General features: G+C 62.0%; 14 protein-coding genes. 11 read left to right on the top strand and 3 right to left on the bottom strand.

Going from position 1 to position 16919, the window contains the following annotated elements; all coding sequences use genetic code 11:
* Window positions 1-261: 261 nt before the first annotated feature.
* A complete protein-coding gene (locus AB5750_RS03670) occupies window positions 262-3162 on the top strand; it encodes an ATP-dependent helicase (protein ID WP_368145683.1) in 2901 nt (966 codons plus the stop codon).
* Window positions 3163-3444: 282 nt separating this feature from the next.
* Here the strand turns inward: AB5750_RS03670 and manA are convergent, their stop codons facing one another.
* Complete coding sequence (gene manA, locus AB5750_RS03665) at window positions 3445-4377, bottom strand: mannose-6-phosphate isomerase, class I (RefSeq protein WP_438266016.1); 933 nt, start codon at window positions 4375-4377, stop codon at window positions 3445-3447.
* Between the two features lie 75 nt (window positions 4378-4452).
* Window positions 4453-5172, bottom strand: a complete 720-nt coding sequence (locus AB5750_RS03660) for a GntR family transcriptional regulator (RefSeq protein WP_117648347.1) — start codon at window positions 5170-5172, stop codon at window positions 4453-4455.
* Between the two features lie 340 nt (window positions 5173-5512).
* Here AB5750_RS03660 and AB5750_RS03655 point away from each other — a divergent pair, with 340 nt between their 5' ends.
* The 3 genes from AB5750_RS03655 to nhaA all read left to right on the top strand — a co-directional run bounded on the left by AB5750_RS03655 (window position 5513) and on the right by nhaA (window position 9175).
* Window positions 5513-6466 carry an ROK family protein gene (locus AB5750_RS03655; protein WP_368145685.1) on the top strand — a complete coding sequence of 318 codons (954 nt, stop codon included), beginning with the start codon at window positions 5513-5515 and terminating at the stop codon, window positions 6464-6466.
* Between the two features lie 159 nt (window positions 6467-6625).
* Complete coding sequence (locus AB5750_RS03650; RefSeq protein ID WP_117802798.1) at window positions 6626-7549, top strand: manganese-dependent inorganic pyrophosphatase; 924 nt, start codon at window positions 6626-6628, stop codon at window positions 7547-7549.
* A 267-nt stretch (window positions 7550-7816) separates the two neighbouring features.
* On the top strand, window positions 7817-9175 hold the full coding sequence (gene nhaA, locus AB5750_RS03645) for a Na+/H+ antiporter NhaA (protein WP_368145686.1): 1359 nt from the start codon (window positions 7817-7819) through the stop codon (window positions 9173-9175).
* 372 nt (window positions 9176-9547) lie between these two features.
* Here the strand turns inward: nhaA and AB5750_RS03640 are convergent, their stop codons facing one another.
* Window positions 9548-9802 carry a hypothetical protein gene (locus tag AB5750_RS03640; RefSeq protein ID WP_117772872.1) on the bottom strand — a complete coding sequence of 85 codons (255 nt, stop codon included), beginning with the start codon at window positions 9800-9802 and terminating at the stop codon, window positions 9548-9550.
* Window positions 9803-9951: 149 nt separating this feature from the next.
* Here AB5750_RS03640 and AB5750_RS03635 point away from each other — a divergent pair, with 149 nt between their 5' ends.
* From AB5750_RS03635 to AB5750_RS03605, 7 genes are all read left to right on the top strand, one after another.
* Window positions 9952-11256 (top strand): aspartate aminotransferase type Ic, encoded by a 1305-nt coding sequence (locus tag AB5750_RS03635; protein WP_161144547.1) that lies wholly within the window; start codon window positions 9952-9954, stop codon window positions 11254-11256.
* A 51-nt stretch (window positions 11257-11307) separates the two neighbouring features.
* Window positions 11308-11622, top strand: coding sequence for an STAS domain-containing protein (locus AB5750_RS03630; protein WP_117654909.1), 315 nt, complete (start codon window positions 11308-11310; stop codon window positions 11620-11622).
* Between the two features lie 153 nt (window positions 11623-11775).
* A complete protein-coding gene (locus AB5750_RS03625) occupies window positions 11776-12369 on the top strand; it encodes a twin-arginine translocase TatA/TatE family subunit (protein ID WP_368145687.1) in 594 nt (197 codons plus the stop codon).
* Window positions 12369-13160: a twin-arginine translocase subunit TatC gene (gene tatC, locus AB5750_RS03620; protein WP_055285525.1), complete on the top strand. Its 792-nt coding sequence runs from the start codon at window positions 12369-12371 to the stop codon at window positions 13158-13160. The genes AB5750_RS03625 and tatC overlap by 1 nt, the downstream gene beginning before the upstream one ends.
* Before the next feature lie 6 nt (window positions 13161-13166).
* Entirely contained in the window at window positions 13167-13523 is a 357-nt protein-coding gene (gene hypA / locus AB5750_RS03615; RefSeq protein WP_117565013.1) for a hydrogenase maturation nickel metallochaperone HypA, read from the top strand.
* Window positions 13524-13578: 55 nt separating this feature from the next.
* A complete protein-coding gene (gene hypB, locus AB5750_RS03610) occupies window positions 13579-14262 on the top strand; it encodes a hydrogenase nickel incorporation protein HypB (protein WP_368145688.1) in 684 nt (227 codons plus the stop codon).
* 54 nt (window positions 14263-14316) lie between these two features.
* Window positions 14317-16908, top strand: coding sequence for a DNA topoisomerase I (locus AB5750_RS03605; protein WP_368145689.1), 2592 nt, complete (start codon window positions 14317-14319; stop codon window positions 16906-16908).
* The last annotated feature ends 11 nt before the right edge of the window (window positions 16909-16919 follow it).

Below are 16919 nucleotides of genomic sequence, written 5' to 3'. Positions count from 1 at the left end.
GCCATGTGGGGATGAGGTAGAAGTGGTAGATATTCTAGCCCTCCAAGCCAATCGAAGTTGCGGTGGAATAGTTCCTGTTTGGGGGCCAGAAGGCTGGTTTCAGGAACTATTTCACCGCAACTTATTTGGGGCGCTTGGGTGGTGGCGGTGCGCGGAGTCGTGGTGTGATTTGCGTCGGTGTCCGCGCGGCTCGGTATACTGGTACGGCTCAAACTATGGCGCTGCCCGCAGGCGCGCCGTCCGTCAGATGAGGAGTCGCCCATGACCCAGCCCTTGCCCTGGGAAAAGAACGCCGCGGTACCCGTGCCGCCCGCGCCGGAACCCGTGCCACTCGATGCATACACCGCCCCCGCCGCGCCGGAGCCCGAGCTCGTTCCGCTCGACATCTACGACGCTCCCGCGCCGGCGCCCAAGCCCGCCAAGCCGCTCGTCGACATCGACAGCCTTAATCCCGCCCAGCGCGAGGCGGTCCTGTCCACCGAGGGCCCGTTGCTGGTGCTCGCCGGCGCCGGCTCGGGCAAGACCCGCGTCTTGACCTTCCGTATCGCACATATGCTCGGCGACCTGGGTGTTAAGCCTTGGCAGGTTCTTGCCATTACGTTTACCAACAAGGCTGCGGCAGAGATGCGCGAGCGTCTGACGGCACTCATCCCCAGCGGCACCCGTGGCATGTGGGTGTGCACCTTCCATGCCATGTGCGTGCGCATGCTGCGCGAGGACGCCGATCTGCTGGGCTACACCGGCCAGTTCACCATCTACGATGACGATGACTCAAAGCGCATGGTGCGTGACATTATGCAGGCGCTCGGCATCGAGCAAAAGCAGTTCCCCATCAACATGATCCGCAGCAAGATCAGCTCGGCCAAAAACGCCATGATCGGCCCCGAGGACATGCTCAAGAGCGCCGATAGCCCCAATGACAAAAAGGCCGCGCAGGTCTACCTGGAGCTGGAGCGCCGCCTGCGCGCCGCCAACGCGATGGACTTCGACGACCTGCTCGTGCGCACGCTCGAGCTGCTGCGCACCCGCCCCGAGGTGCTCGACAAGTATCAAGAGCGCTTCCGCTACATTAGCGTCGACGAGTATCAGGACACCAACCACGTCCAGTACGAGATCGCCAACCTGCTGGCCGCCAAGTACCAAAACCTCATGGTCGTGGGCGACGACGACCAGTCCATTTATAGCTGGCGTGGCGCCGACATCACCAATATCCTGGACTTTGAGAAGGACTTTAAAAACTGCAAGACCGTCAAGCTGGAGCAGAACTATCGCTCCACGGGTCACATCCTGAGCGCCGCCAATGCCGTTGTTCGCCACAACTCGCAGCGCAAGGACAAGCGCCTGTTTACGGCCGAGGGCGATGGCGAGAAGATCCAGGCCTTCCAGGCAAGCGATGAGCGCGACGAGGGCCGCTGGATTGCCGGCGAGATCGAGAAGCTACACGCCAAGGGCACGAGTTACGACGACATCGCCGTGTTCTATCGCACCAACGCCCAGTCGCGTATTCTCGAAGATATGTTCCTGCGCGCGGGCGTGCCCTACAAGATCGTGGGCGGCACGCGATTCTTCGACCGTGCCGAGATCCGCGACGTCATGGCCTACCTCAAGATGATCGTGAACCCGGCCGACGAGATGAGCGTCAAGCGTGTCATCAACACGCCGCGCCGCGGCATCGGCTCCACCTCGATCCAAAAGATTGAGCAGCTGGCGCGCGACAATCGTTGCTCGTTCTTCCAGGCTTGCGAGATCGCGTGCGCCGAGACCGGTATGTTTAGCGCCAAGGTGCGCAATGGCCTGTCGAGCTTTGTGTCGCTGGTGCGCGAGGGTCGCCGCATGAGCGGCGAGCTCAAGGACGTCGTCGAGATGATTGTCGATAAGACGGGTCTGCTGCAGGCGTTTCGCGCCGAGGGCACCATGGAGTCCGAGAGCCGCGCCGAGAACATCCAGGAATTCCTGGGCGTCGCCGCCGAATTTGAGGAGACGCACGAGGATATCGAGGGTACGCTCGAGAGCTTGGAAGAGCTGCGCGCGGCCGGTGTTGCCGACGTGCCTGCCGGCGCCGAGTCCGAGCCCGTCGTGGTGAGTGCGCCCGCGCCCGAGCCGGGACCGTCCGCTCCGGCATCCTCGTTTGAGGCACTCGTCGGCGCGCGCGATGCCGCAGGTTCCAATCCGCTCGATAACCTAGCCGCTCCGGCGCTCTCGCCGCAGGATGCCTTGGCCGCCGCCATCGCGGGCAACGCGTATGCCGCGCCGACGGAGATGCCGGCGGGTGCCGTGCATGCCGACGAGATCGAGCGCACCTACGGCCCGCTCACCTGCAAGGCGCTGCCGGCACTCATGGAGTGGCTGGCCCTGCGCTCCGACTTGGATTCCCTGGCCGGCGAGACACATGCCATCACCATGATGACCATCCACTCCGCCAAGGGCCTGGAGTTCCCCGCGGTGTTCGTGGCCGGCATGGAGGAGGGTATCTTCCCGCACGTGCACGACTTTGGCGGTAGTGACGATCCGGGCAAGCTCGAGGAAGAGCGTCGCCTGGCCTACGTCGCCATCACGCGTGCTCGCAAGCGCCTGTTCCTGACCTATGCGGCCACGCGTCGCACTTACGGCTTGACCTCTGCCAACCCGCGCTCGCGCTTCCTCAACGAGATTCCGTTCGAGGACATCGAGTTTAGCGGCATCGGTTCTGCCGGTTTTGAGGGCACGGGCTGGGAGAAGCGCGGCGACCGTCACGGCACCTTTGGATCGGGCATGGGCTCGGATATGTACGGCGGCAAGGTGTTTGGCTCGCGTACGCGCTCGACGGGCGGCTCTGGCTCGCGCGGCGGGTCGAGCTTCGACGATTTCTTTGGCGGCAGCAGTTACGGGACCGAGCGCCATCGTGGGGTTTCGCCCGACGCCGGCCGCGTTGCCTCGACCTTTGGCTCGGGCGCGCCGCGAGCCAAAAAGCCGTCGTCCAAGGTGTCGCCGACGGTGGAGCGCAAGGTCGATCGCGCCAGCGCGTCGCAGGACTTTGCCGCGGGCGATACCGTGAGTCATAAGACCTTTGGCACGGGCACCGTGATCTCGGTCGCCGGAGACATGATCGAGGTCCAATTCGAAAAGACCGGCCAGACCAAAAAGTTGATGAAGGGCTTTGCTCCAATCGTCAAGCTGTCGTAATCCCGGCGGACCCGGGCGGGCGTATGGGGCAACATCGCCTGCTCGGGCAGTCCTGCTCGCACGGAGAGCACATTAAGTGCTCTCCGGCTCGTGCGGAACTCGCGATCGATGTTGCCCTATACGCCCGCCCAGGTCCTTGGGTAACGTTGCTGGACGAACGTCGCTTTGCTCGTTCGCTTTTTGATCTGGAGAGCCGGGTGGGCTGAATACTTAGACATGGCAAGGGGCTCCCTCGTTGAAGAACGGGGGAGCCCCTTGTTTCGTTTTGGTTGTTGTTGCGACCTACAGGTGGCTGATGATCAGTTCCATCTTGCCTTCGAGGTCGATGGAACTGACGGTGCTCGGGGCCAGCAGGTGGCTTCCCTTGTGGACGGGGTCGCCGCAGACGGTGCCTTCGCCGTCGATGACCGACAGGCACATGAAGGGCCAGCGCTGCTCGAGGGTCTTGCTGCCGTCGACGCGCACGCGATCGACGGTGTAGCAGGGGTTGGACTCGAGCTCGGTCACGCCGTCGACCTCGGGTGCGGTCACAGTGCCGTCGGTCGGCGCCTGAACATCAAAATCGATGCAGTCGAGGCTCTGCTCAATATGCAGCGGGCGCAGCTTGCCGTCGGTGCCGGGGCGGTCGTAGTCGTACAGGCGATAGGTCACATCGCTCGACTGCTGCGTCTCCAAAATGAGCGTGCCGGTCTTGATGGCGTGCACGGTGCCGGAGTCAATCTGGAAAAAGTCGCCCTTGTGAATCGGCAGCACGTTGAGCATGTCGTCCCAGCGGCCACCCTCGATCATCTGCGCGGCCTCGGCGCGGTCCTTGGCGCGCTGCCCGACGATGATCGTGGCGCCGGGCTCGCAGTCCAGCACGTACCAGCACTCGGTCTTGCCCAGGCTGCCGTTCTCGTGCTCGGCAGCGTACTCGTCGTTGGGGTGAATCTGGATCGAAAGGTCGTCCTTGGCGTCCAGAATCTTAATGAGCAGCGGGAACTCCTTGCCCTCGCAGTTGCCAAAAAGCTCACGGTGCTCGGCCCACAGCCACGACAGCGTGTGGCCGGCATACGGGCCCTCCGCGATCTGGCAGTCGCCGTTGGGGTGGGCCGAGATAGCCCAACACTCACCGATGGGACCCTCGGGAATGTCGTAACCAAATACGGTTTCGAGCTGGCGGCCGCCCCAGATCTTCTCGTGGAAAATCGGCGTCAGTTTAATCAAATCGGACATGTTCATACTCCCACGGTGTTGCGCGGCCGCCCGCTCTAATCGAGTCATAACGAGCGCCCGCATGACTACAAAAACCTATGCCAACGTTACGTTGTGCAGCTCAAAGCGGTCGCCGACGTTGCGCGAAATCGAGTACTCAAAGGCGTTGCCGCTATCCAAAAAGCCAATCTGGTTGAGTTCGAGCAGGGGAGCGCCGGGTTTGGTGCCCAGACGCTCGGCCTCTTCCTCGGTTGCCGCCACGGCGCGGATGGTGCGGTGGAAGCTCGAAATCTTCAGCCCGCATTGCTCGCGGATAAAGCTATAGACCGATCCGTATAGGTCCTTCTTTTTAAGGCCCGGTATCAGCTCGAGAGGCATGTAGGTGTACTCGATGACGATGGGCTTCTCGTCGACCTGGCGCACGCGCACGATGTGATAGGCAAAGTCGTCCTCGGCAATTCCCAGCTGAGTTGCGACGTCCGCTGGTGGATTGACAATCGAGAAATCGTAGACCACCGAGGTCACCTTCTCCCCGCGGTGCTCATACGAAAAGCCCTGGGCGCGGTCGTTTTTGCCCTGGAAAAACGCCTGGTCGGGAAGACCCGCCGTGTCCTTAACGTAGGTGCCCGACCCGCGACGGCTGGTAACAAGACCCTCCTCGGTGATCTGCTCGATCGCGCGCTTGACGGTGATCTTGGAAACGCTATAGAGCTCGCAGAACTCAACGACGGTGGGTAGCTTGTCGCCCGGTTTAAGAGCGCCGTCCTCGATGCTTCGACGGATATCTGCAGCTATCGCCTCGTATTTGGGAATCATGGAACCTCCTTTCCGGCTTGATTGAGTACAGAAGAAAGTATAGTCAACACCTAAGCATCCCTATTGCGTTTTTGAAAAGTTCGAGAAAGGTTTAATTAAAAAACGCTTCTCTTTAAAAACTAGAGCGCTCTAAATGAATATGCACTCGAATAATGTGGTATTGAGCAAATTGATCGGCTCGAAGATGGGGTTGGGCCGTTTTGCCGCCCAGCGCTCCGAATCTCATGCCTTGCGTTTTCCCAGATAAAACCTGCCAAAACAAACCTGTCCCTTTTTGACAGGTTTTTGCCTGGGGAGCGGTACCATACAGGCAATGTTTAAACGAGAAAGGTGGGCTCCCATGGAACCTAAGCAGTACTACATCGGCATCGACGTTGGCGGCACTTCGGTTAAGGAAGGCCTGTTCGACGAGGACGGCAACCTGCTTGCCAAGGCCAGCGTGCCCACGCCTCCTATCGTTGACGCCGCGGGCTTTGCCGCGGTGACCGAGGCTATCGATCAGGTGATCGCCAAGGCACAGATTCCGCGCGCCTTTGTGGCGGGCATTGGTCTGGCCGTTCCGTGCCCCATCCCGGCTTCGGGCGATGCCAAGGTCAAGGCCAACATTGCTATCAACCTGCCTGAACTGAGGATTGCCATCCAGGAGCACTGCCCCGACGCGGTCGTTAAGTACGAAAACGATGCCAACGCCGCTGCCATGGGCGAGGCCTGGCTCGGCTCTGCCAAGGGCGTACAGAACGTGGTGATGGTCACCATCGGTACCGGCGTGGGCGGTGGCGTTATCGTTAACGGCGACGTGGTATCGGGCGTTGTGGGTGCCGGCGGCGAGATTGGCCACATGTGCCTGAACCCCGAAGAGGAGCGCACCTGCGGCTGCGGCGGCCATGGCCACCTGGAGCAGTATTCCAGCGCCACCGGTGTGGTGAGCAACTACCTTGCCGAGTGCGAGAAAGCGGGCGTCGAGCCCATCGAGCTCACCGGCCCCTCCGATTCCAAGGACGTGTTCCAAGCCTGCCGCGAGGGCGACAAGCTTGCGCTGGCCGCGGCCGATACCATGGCCGACTATCTCGGTCGCGCCCTGGCGCTCATTGCCAACGTGGTCGATCCCGAGATGTTCCTCATCGGCGGCGGCGCATCCGCCTCGGCCGACGTCTACCTCGACAAGGTCCGCGAGCACTTTAAGCAGTACGCGCTTTCTGCCTCGCGCGAGACGCCCGTCAGGGTCGCCTCGCTCGGCAACGACGCCGGCATCATCGGTGCCGCCTACGTAGCCCTGCGCGCCGCCGGTAAATAGCTGGTGCGGGGGCAGGTGGTGAAAGGGGGACAGGCTTCGTCCCTGACCTCGCCTCAGCGCTTGCCCCAAATTGTGCCGCGACCCTTCCGTCTCATAAGGTTCGGCGTCAGCGTGCTACCATAGCCACGTCCAAGTACACATATCAAGTGGAGGATATCCATGGCAAACGTTCTTGTCTTTGGTCACCAGAACCCCGATAACGACGCCATCATGAGCGCCGTCGTCCTGTCCCAGCTGCTCAACCAGGTTGAGTATGCCGGCAACACCTACGAGGCCTGCGCCCTTGGTCAGCTTCCGGCCGAGTCCGCCAAGCTGCTTGCCGACGCCGGCATTGCCGAGCCCCGCGTGATCGAGTCCGTCGAGGACGGTCAGCTCGTCGTTCTCACCGACCACAACGAGTCTGCCCAGTCCGTTGCCGGCCTTAAGGATGCCACGGTCTTTGGTGTCGTCGATCATCACCGCATCGGCGACTTCGAGACCGCCGGCCCGCTGCACTACATCTGCCTGCCCTGGGGCTCCAGCTGCACCATCGTCACCAAGCTCGCCGGCGTGCTCGGCGTTGAGCTTTCCGACGTCCAGGCCAAGCTGCTGCTCTCGGCCATGATGACCGACACGCTCATGCTCAAGAGCCCCACCACCACCGATGTCGACCGCGCCGTCGCTGCTAAGCTCGGCGAGCAGGTGGGCGTCGACCCGGTCAAGTTTGGCATGGAGGTCTTCCTCACCCGTCCGTCCGGCTCCTTCACCGCAGCCGAGATGGTCGGCAACGACATCAAGATGTTCGAGCCCGCTGGCAAGAAGCTGCTCATCGGCCAGTACGAGACCGTCGACAAGAGCCGCGCACTCGGCATGATCGACGAGATCCGCGAGGCCATGCGCGCCTACGCCGCCGAGAAGGGTGCCGACGGCATCGTCCTGTGCATCACCGACATCATGGAGGAGGGCTCGCAGGTCCTGCTCGAGGGCGAGACCGAGGCCGCTCAGAAGGGCCTGGGCATTGCCGACGAGCACGACGGCGTCTGGATGCCGGGCGTCCTCTCCCGTAAGAAGCAGGTCGCTGCCCCCATCATGGCCGCCTGCTAGGTTTAGTTGACCGAACGCCACGACCGGATCGCGGACGCCCCGCGCTCCGGTCGTTTTTTGTGCACGGCGCCGCGTCGTCTCTCGGACAGGTGTGCCCGTGCCGTTGAGCAAATAATGTTCAACCTGTGGTTCCGCTTTTCGGCCACGCCTGCGTGCTTGTCGTGCAGGGTAGGCTAGATGCAAGCGTAATACGTTAGAGCGCGGCGCCGCCACTTGGGCGGGCCGTGCTTTTTTAAGACGGGAACTTTCCCGTGAAAGGAGCCGCCCATGGCAGCAACTGAGCAGCTGTTCAACGTTCGTGAGCGCAAGCGCTTTGAACGTCACGACATTTGGGAGCGCATCGCCGAGAACGGCACGATTTCCGCCGCGGTCATGGTGATTGCCGCCATCGCCGCCGTCATTTGCGCCAATACCGATGCCTACGAGGCCATCCATCACTTTTTGGAGACCCCGCTGTATGTGGGTCTGGGCAACCTTACGGCTGGTCTCACCGTTGAGCTTTTCGTCAACGACTTCCTCATGGCGATTTTCTTTTTGTTGGTGGGCATTGAGCTTAAGTACGAGATGACGGTCGGCGAGCTCAAAAACCCGCGTCAGGCCATGCTTCCCATGCTGGCAGCCGTGGGCGGCGTCGTCGTTCCCGCCTGCATCTACCTGATCTTTAACCATGCCGGCGCGCACAACGGCTGGGCCATTCCCATGGCAACCGATATTGCCTTTGCGCTGGGCGTGCTGTCGCTTTTGGGCAATCGCGTGCCCAACGGCGTGCGCGTGTTCTTCTCGACGCTCGCCATCGCCGACGACCTCATCTCCATCGCCGCCATCGCCATTTTCTACGGTCAGAGCCCCAATCCGTTTTGGTTGGGCGCCGCCGCGCTTGTGACCTGCGCGCTCGTGTGGCTCAACAAGACGCAGCATTACCGCCTTGCCCCGTATTCGGTACTGGGTCTGCTGTTGTGGTTCTGCATGTTCAAGAGCGGCGTACATGCCACGCTTGCTGGCGTCATCTTGGCCTTTACCATCCCGGCCAAGTGCGGCGTCAAGCTCGATAGCCTCACCGATTGGTTGGGCGAGTGCCTGCCGCTGCTCGATGACCGTTACGATGACGAGGCACACATCCTGGGCCAGCATGACTTTACCGTCTCGACCACCAAGGTCGAGCGCGTCATGCACCGCGTGACCCCGCCGCTCATCCGCATGGAGCGTCTGATCTCCACGCCGGTCAACTTTGTGATCCTGCCGATCTTTGCGTTCGTAAACGCTCAGGTTCGCTTAGTGGGCGTGGACATGAGCACGCTGCTCACCGACCCGGTGACGCTCGGCGTGTACTTTGGCATGCTGCTGGGCAAGCCGATCGGCATCTTTGGTATGACGTTTGCCCTGGTTAAGCTTAAGATCTCCGAGCTGCCGCATAACGTTAACTGGCACATGATTGCCGGTGTGGGCATTCTGGGCGGTATCGGCTTTACCATGTCGATTCTCATCAGCGGCCTTGCCTTCCCGACGGCCCAGTTTGAGGTTCTTGCAGCCAAGGCCGCTATTCTCACCGGCTCTGTCACCGCGGCCGTGCTTGGCATGATCTACATGAGTGTGATCTGCAAGCACCCCGCGCCCAAAAACGAGTAAGAGCACAAAACCGGCTTCAGAACCGGTTTAGGCGCGTTCAAAATGCGGATTCGGGCGGTGTTTGCCGCCTGCCAGACACCCCAGTGGTCAAAAAACGCCGTTTGTGAGTACTGTCACAAACGGCGTTTCATTTTAGGTGTGGAAAATAATGAACACAATCTTGTTATCTGTACGTTAACGAGTAATCGCTTGACTCAAATTTGGCGACAGCTACTGCTCGGAAAGGAAATTTGGGCGCAAAAATGTCGATTTGGGTCCTGAATCGCTGCTACTAAAAAAGTAACAGTACTCATATTTGCCCTTTTTTGGCCACAAGCCCTAAAACAAGCCTCGCCAAGGTCGGGAAGCGGGCCAAATCGCCGGCCTCGAGGCTTATTCCACGGTTCCGTAGACGGCGCCCCAGCCGTGGGCGGCTAGGGCCGAGTTAAGCTGGTCACACAGCGACTGGCGGTCGTAATAGCCGGGCGGTAGCAGGTTGACGATTTCCATGAGATCGGGCGCCAGGTCCAAGATCTCGGCCTGCACGATCAGGTCCAGGCGGTCGATGGCGTGGCGATCGTAAAACAGTCCGTCGACCAGGCGCTGCAGGTCGCCGAATTCCTCGGCCCTAAACGATCCGTACTCCATAGTGCCTCCTTGGGCGCCCCACGCCGCCATGCGCGGCGATTCGTAATTCATTGCGATGAACTTAATCTATCACGGCTTCATACCGTTGCGGCGGTGGCGGTCTATACTTAGACGAACTGCAACGTCCCGCTTCGCGAAAGGTCGCACACATGCAGACGATCTACCAGAAGATGGAAACCACCGAACTCGATGCCGCCATCGAGGCACTCAAAGCCGAGGTCGCCGAGGTCAAGGCCAAGGGCCTGGCGCTCGACATGGCCCGCGGCAAGCCGTCGCCCTCTCAGGTGGACATCTCTCGACCCATGCTCGATATCCTCAATGCCGACGCCGATTTGCACGACGGCAACGTCGACTGCTCCAATTACGGCTGTTTTGAGGGCATTCCCTCGGCACGCAAGTTGGCAGGGGAGTTCCTGGGCTGCCCCGCCGAGCAGACGCTCGTGCTGGGTTCGTCGAGCTTGCTGATCGAGCACGATATCGCCGGTATGTTCTGGCGTTGCGGCTCATGTGGTAGCGACCCTTGGGAGGCTTACGAGGCCGCGCACGACGGCAAGAAGGTCAAGTTCCTGTGCCCGGTTCCCGGCTACGACCGCCACTTTGGCATCACCGCCGATCTGGGTATCGAGAACGTCCCCGTCGCGATGACCGACAACGGCCCCGACATGGACGAGGTCGAGCGCCTGGTTGCTGCCGACGACTCCATCAAGGGTATCTGGTGCGTGCCCAAGTATTCCAACCCCACGGGCATCACCTTTAGCGAGGACACCGTGCGCCGCCTAGTCGAGATGCCCACGGCCGCGCCCGATTTCCGCATCTTCTGGGACAACGCCTACTGCGTGCATGACCTGTACGACGAGACCGACGAACTTGCCAACATCTTTGACCTCGCTCGCGCGGCGGGCACCGAGGACCGTGTGGTGGCCTTTGCCTCGACGTCCAAGATCACCTTCCCGGGCGCCGGCATCGGCTTTATCGGTGCGAGCCCCGCGGTTATCGCCGAGTTCTCCAAGCGCCTGAAGGCCGGCCTCATCAGCGCCGACAAGCTCAACCAGCTGCGTCACGTGCGCTTCCTTCCCACCATCGAGGCGGTTAAGGAGCACATGAAAAAGCATGCCGAGTTCCTGCGTCCGCGCTTTGAGGCCGTCGAGCGCAAGCTCACCGAGGGCTTGGGCGACACGGGCTGCGCCACCTGGACGCACCCCCGCGGCGGCTACTTTGTAAGCTTCGATGGTCCCGAGGGCTCGGCCCAAAAGGTCGCCGCGCTTTGCGCCGACCTGGGCGTCAAGCTCACGCCGGCCGGTGCCACCTGGCCCTATGGCAAGGACCCGCGCGACACCAACATCCGCATCGCGCCGAGCTATCCCACGGTCGAGGACCTGGAGGCCGCGCTCGATGTGCTGGTGCTGGCCGTTAAGCTTGTCGCTGCCGAGCTTGCTCGTGCCGAGCGCGCCTAACGCGCGGCTTCCCGTACTATCCGCACTTTCGATACGTAAAGGAGCGTATACATGGATTTGGGTATTTCCACCAACCCCACGCCAGAGCTCTACACCATTAAGGTGACCGGTGAGATCGATATCTCTAACGCCGATAGCCTGCGCAACGCCATCGACCTGGCGCTCGAGCAGCCCACCGAGGCCGTTGAGCTCGATTTTGCCCAGGTGAGCTACATCGATTCGACGGGCATTGGCGTGCTCGTGGGCGCCGCGCACCACGCGGTCGACCACGGCAAGCGTTTTGGCTGCGTCAACGTGCAGCCCCCGGTGATGCGCGTGGTTCAGCTGTTGGGTGTCGACCAGGAGATTTCGATCACCGCTGCATAATCTTTGCCCCCAAAAGGGCGTGCCGTTTGGCATATGTTTGTGATGCGCTCGGACGTTTTGGCGTCCGGGCGCTATACTTGACCGAATGAATAGACGAGTTCCGGCCGAATGGCGCGGTGCGGGCTCGACTCACATCGAGCCTTGGAGGTATGTGTGTTTGGTATTGGAGAGGGTGAGCTCGCGATCATCGTGGTCTTCGGCTTTTTGCTGTTTGGCCCGGATAAGCTCCCGCAGATGGGCCGCACGATCGGCCGTGCCATCCGTCAGTTCCGCGAGACGCAGGAAAAGATGACGGCCGTTGTTCAGTCCGAGATTATCGATCCGGTGAGCGAGGCCGCGTCGGCCCCGGTCAAGCCCAAGAAGGCTGCTGCGACCGACGACGATTCCGATGCGGACGAGGATGCCGCCGAGACGGCAGCGCCCGCCAAGAAGGAGACCTTTGCCGAGCGTCGCGCCCGCCTTGCCGCCGAGAAGGCCGCGAGCGAGGGTGCCACTGAGGGCGAAGGTGCTGCTGAGGAGGCTGAAGCCGAGGGTCCCGAACCCGCCGCTGCCGGGTCCGAGGCTGCAGCCGCTGTCGAGCCCGCTCCTGCCGCCGAGCCCGAGCCCGAGCCGGCAGAGCCCACGACGGCTGACCTCTACGCCCGTCGTCCCCGCAAGCGCAAGGCCGTCGTCGACCAGCTCGCTCGCGAGCTCGAGGCCGAGGATGACACCGCTGCTGCCGACGCTCCGAAGGGAGGCGATGAGTAATGCCTATCGGACCTGCGCGAATGCCGCTCTTCGATCACCTGGGAGAACTCCGTCGCCGCCTGACCATCGTGGTCGTGTCGGTGTTTGCCGCCGCTATCGTGCTGTATTTCGCCACGCCCGTGGTGCTCGACATCTTGGAAGACCCCATCCGCTCCTTTGTGCCGGACGGTAAGTTCTACATCACCACCACGCTCGGCGGCTTTGGCCTGCGCTTCTCACTGGCCATCAAGATGGCCGTGGTCATGTGCACGCCTATGATCATCTGGCAGATTCTGGCGTTTTTCCTGCCGGCGCTTCGCCCCAACGAACGCAAGTGGGTCGTGCCCACGGTGCTCGCCTCGACGGTGCTGTTCTTCCTGGGCGCAATCTTCTGCTACTTCATCATCATTCCCGCGGGCTTTGAGTGGCTCATCGGCGAGACCTCGGCCGTCGCTACGGCGCTGCCCGATCTGGAGAACTACGTCAACATGGAGCTGCTCTTTATGATCGGCTTTGGTGTGGCGTTTGAGCTGCCGCTCATCATCTTCTACCTGTCCGTCTTCCACATCGTTTCCTACGCGGCCTTCCGCAGCGCCTGGCGCTACGTGTACGTAGGCCTGCTCGTGGGTTCGGCTGTGATCACGCCCGACGGATCGCCCGTCACCCTGGGCCTTATGTACGGCGCCCTGCTCTCGCTCTACGAGATTTCGCTCGCCATCGCCCGTGTGGTCATTACCGCGCGCGAGGGCAAGGAGGGCTTGTTTGTGAGTCGTCTGGACCTGTTCTCGGACGATGAGGACGACGAGGAGTAAATCGGTATGCACGAGGTTGGCATTGTCAACGGCATACTCGATACAGTGATTCGCGCGGCGCGTGGGGCGGGGGCCTCGCGCGCCGTTCTGGTTACGCTGCGTATCGGGGATATGACCGAGGTCGTGCGCGAGGCGCTCGACTTTGCGTGGGAGACGTTTCGTGACGAGGACCCGCTCACGCGCGGCTGCGAGCTTGCCGTGGAGGAGGTCCATCCACAAAGCGAGTGCTTGGACTGCGGTGAGGTCTTTGAGCACGACCGTTTCCACTGCCGCTGCCCCCAGTGCGGCGGCGCCAATGTGCGCCTACTGCACGGCCGCGAGCTCGACATCGCAAGTATCGAAATCGAAACCCCCGATGATTAGCCTATCAGCCATCTGGGGACGGGGTATAAAGGGGCAGAAGTAAGGAGTGCCGAATATGGCCGAGAAAACGATTGATATCGCGTCGCCGATTCTGTCGCGCAACGAGCGCCTGGCAGATCAGCTGCGACAGCGATTTAAAGAGACAAACACCTATGTGATCAATGTGCTGTCGAGCCCCGGCTCGGGCAAGACCACCACGATCCTGGGCACCAACGAGCGCCTGCGCGACAAGGCTGGCCTGCGCTGTGCCGTCATTGAGGGCGATATCGCCTCGGACGTCGACGCCATCACCATGAAGGAAGCCGGCATGCCCGCCATCCAGATCAACACGGGCGGCCTGTGCCACCTTGAGGGCAACATGATCATGGAGGCTGTCGATGCGTTCGACCAGGCCGTCGGTCTGGAGAACATCGACGTCATCTTTATCGAAAACGTTGGCAACCTGGTCTGCCCGGTCGATTTTGACCTGGGCGAGAACCTGTCCATCATGATTCTCTCGGTGCCCGAGGGCGACGACAAGCCCATCAAGTACCCGGGCATCTTCCAACACGCCGCCGCACAGCTGCTCAACAAGGTCGACGTGGCCCCGGCTTTCGATTTTGACATGGATAGGTATACTAAGACACTCGATGACCTCAATCCGCAGGCGCCGCGGTTTGCCGTGAGCGCGCGCAAGGGCGAGGGCATGGATGCCTGGTGCGATTGGCTCATCGGGCAGATTGAGCAAGCAAGGGCGTAAGTCGGCCGCCATACGGGCGGGCGTAGCCGCAGAGATACGAGATAGGAGCCTCTTTTGAAGCTCATCATCGCCGAGAAAAACGACGCTGCGCGTCAGATCGCTGAGCGTCTGTCCACGGGTAAACCCAAAAAGGATAAGGTGTACAACACCGCCATCTACCGTTTTGAGTGGAAGGGCGAGGAGTGCGTGACCATCGGCCTGGCCGGTCACATCCTTGCGCCCGATTTTTGCGACAGCGTGCTGTTCGATAAAAAGCTGGGCTGGTATTCGGTCACCGAGGACGGCGAGATGCTGCCGGCCGACATGCCCGATGGCCTGGCTCGTCCGCCCTACGACACCAAGCGCAAGCCGTTTCTTGCCGACGGTATCTCCATCAAGGGCTGGAAGCTCGAGAGCCTGCCCTACCTCACCTGGGCGCCCGTCATTAAACTACCGGCCGAGAAGGAGCTCATTCGCTCGCTCAAGAACCTTGCCAAGAAGTCCGACAGCGTCATCATCGCTACGGACTTCGATCGCGAGGGCGAGCTGATCGGTTCGGACGCCCTCAACAAGGTGCGCGAGGTTGCGCCCGACTTGCCGGTCGCCCGCGCCCAGTACTCTTCGTTTACCAAGGCCGAGATTACGCACGCCTTCGATAATCTCGTCTCGCTCGACCAGAACCTGGCCGACGCCGGCGAGAGCCGTCAGCACATCGACCTTATCTGGGGTGCGGTGCTCACGCGTTACCTGACGCTCGCCAAGTTTGGCGGCTTTGGTAACGTGCGCTCCGCCGGCCGCGTGCAGACCCCGACGCTTGCCCTGGTGGTCGAGCGCGAGCGCGAGCGCATGGCGTTTGTGCCCGAGGACTATTGGCAGATTCGCGGCATGGGCGCCGCGCAAGGCGCTGCCGAGGACGATCGCTTTAAGATCGCGCACAAGACAGCGCGCTTTACCGACAAGGATGCTGCCGAGACGGCGTATAGTCACGTCGACGGCGCCGAGACGGCAACCGTCGCCGCGGTGACCAAGCGCTCCCGCAAGCAGCAGCCGCCCACGCCGTTTGCGACGACCTCGCTACAGGCCGCCGCCGCGGCCGAGGGCATCTCGCCTGCGCGTACCATGCGCATCGCCGAGTCCCTCTACATGGCGGGCCTCATCAGCTACCCGCGTGTCGACAACACCGTGTACCCCGCGACGCTCGATCTGGGCGCCGTGGTGAGTGACCTGGCAAAGATCAACCCGGCGCTGGCGCCCGTGTGCAAAAAGGTACTCGCTGGCCCCATGAAGCCCACGCGCGGTAAAGTCGAGACCACCGACCACCCGCCTATCTACCCCACGGGCGAGGGCGATCCGTCCACGCTCGACGGCGGCCAGCGCAAGCTCTACGACCTGATAGCCCGTCGCTTCCTGGCGACGCTTATGGGTCCCGCGACCATCGAGAACACCAAGCTCGAGCTCGACGTGAACGGTGAGCCGTTCGTGGCTTCGGGCGATGTGCTCGTGACTCCGGGCTTCCGCGAGGCGTATCCGTATGGACTTAAGCGCGATGAGCAGATGCCGCCGCTGGAGCAGGGCGATACGGTCGATGTGTTCGACATTAAACTCGAGGCCAAGCAGACCGAGCCGCCCGCGCGCTACAGCCAGGGCAAGCTCGTGCAGGAGATGGAAAAGCGCGGCCTGGGTACCAAGTCCACGCGTGCGAGCATCATCGAGCGCCTGTATGCCGTGCGCTATCTCAAAAATGATCCCGTTGAGCCGAGCCAGCTGGGCATCGCCATCATCGACGCGCTGACGCAATTTGCCCCGCGCATCACGAGCCCCGATATGACCAGCGAGCTTGATGGCGATATGACCCGCGTCGAGCGCGGCGAGGACACCGAAGAGCATGTCGTGACGCACTCGCGCGCGCTGCTGGCTGGCGTGCTCGACGAGCTGCTCAAGCACACGCAGGAGCTGGGCGACGCCATCAGCGACGCCGTTACGGCCGATGCGCGCGTGGGCGCCTGCCCCAAGTGCGGCAAGGACCTGGTTATGAAGACGAGCGCCAAGACCCGTGGCAGCTTCATTGGCTGCATGGGCTGGCCCGACTGCGACGTGACCTATCCGGTGCCGAGCGGCGTCAAGGTAAGCCCGCTCGAGGGCGAGGCAGCCGTGTGCCCCGAGTGCGGCGCGCCGCGCATTAAGTGTCAGCCGTTCCGCCAGAAGGCTTTCGAGATCTGCGTGAACCCGACGTGCCCCACCAACTACGAGCCCGACCTTAAGGTGGGCGAGTGCAAGGTGTGTGCCGAGGCCGGACGCCATGGCGACCTGATCGCACACAAGAGCGAGAAGAGCGGCAAGCGCTTTATCCGCTGCACCAACTATGACGATTGCGGCGTGAGCTATCCGCTGCCGGCGCGTGGCAAGCTCGAGGCGACGGGCGAGACCTGCCCCGAGTGCGGTGCCCCCATCGTGGTGGTCAACACGGCGCGCGGTCCGTGGCGCATCTGCGTCAACATGGACTGCCCGACCAAGGAGAAGAAGCCGGCTCGCGGCCGCAAAACTGCGACCAAGGCGAGTACGGCAAAGAAGACGACGGCGGCAAAGAAGACTGCTGCCAAGAAGACGACCGCCAAAAAGACGACGGCCAAGAAGTCGACTACCAAAAAGACCGCTGCCGACAAGTAGCCGCACGGTCG

This window comes from Collinsella aerofaciens, assembly GCF_040926185.1.
Classification (GTDB): Bacteria; Actinomycetota; Coriobacteriia; order Coriobacteriales; family Coriobacteriaceae; genus Collinsella; species Collinsella aerofaciens_BC.
The sequence above is the reverse complement of the archived record's forward strand: the minus strand, read 5'-3'. Positions and strand labels throughout refer to the sequence as shown.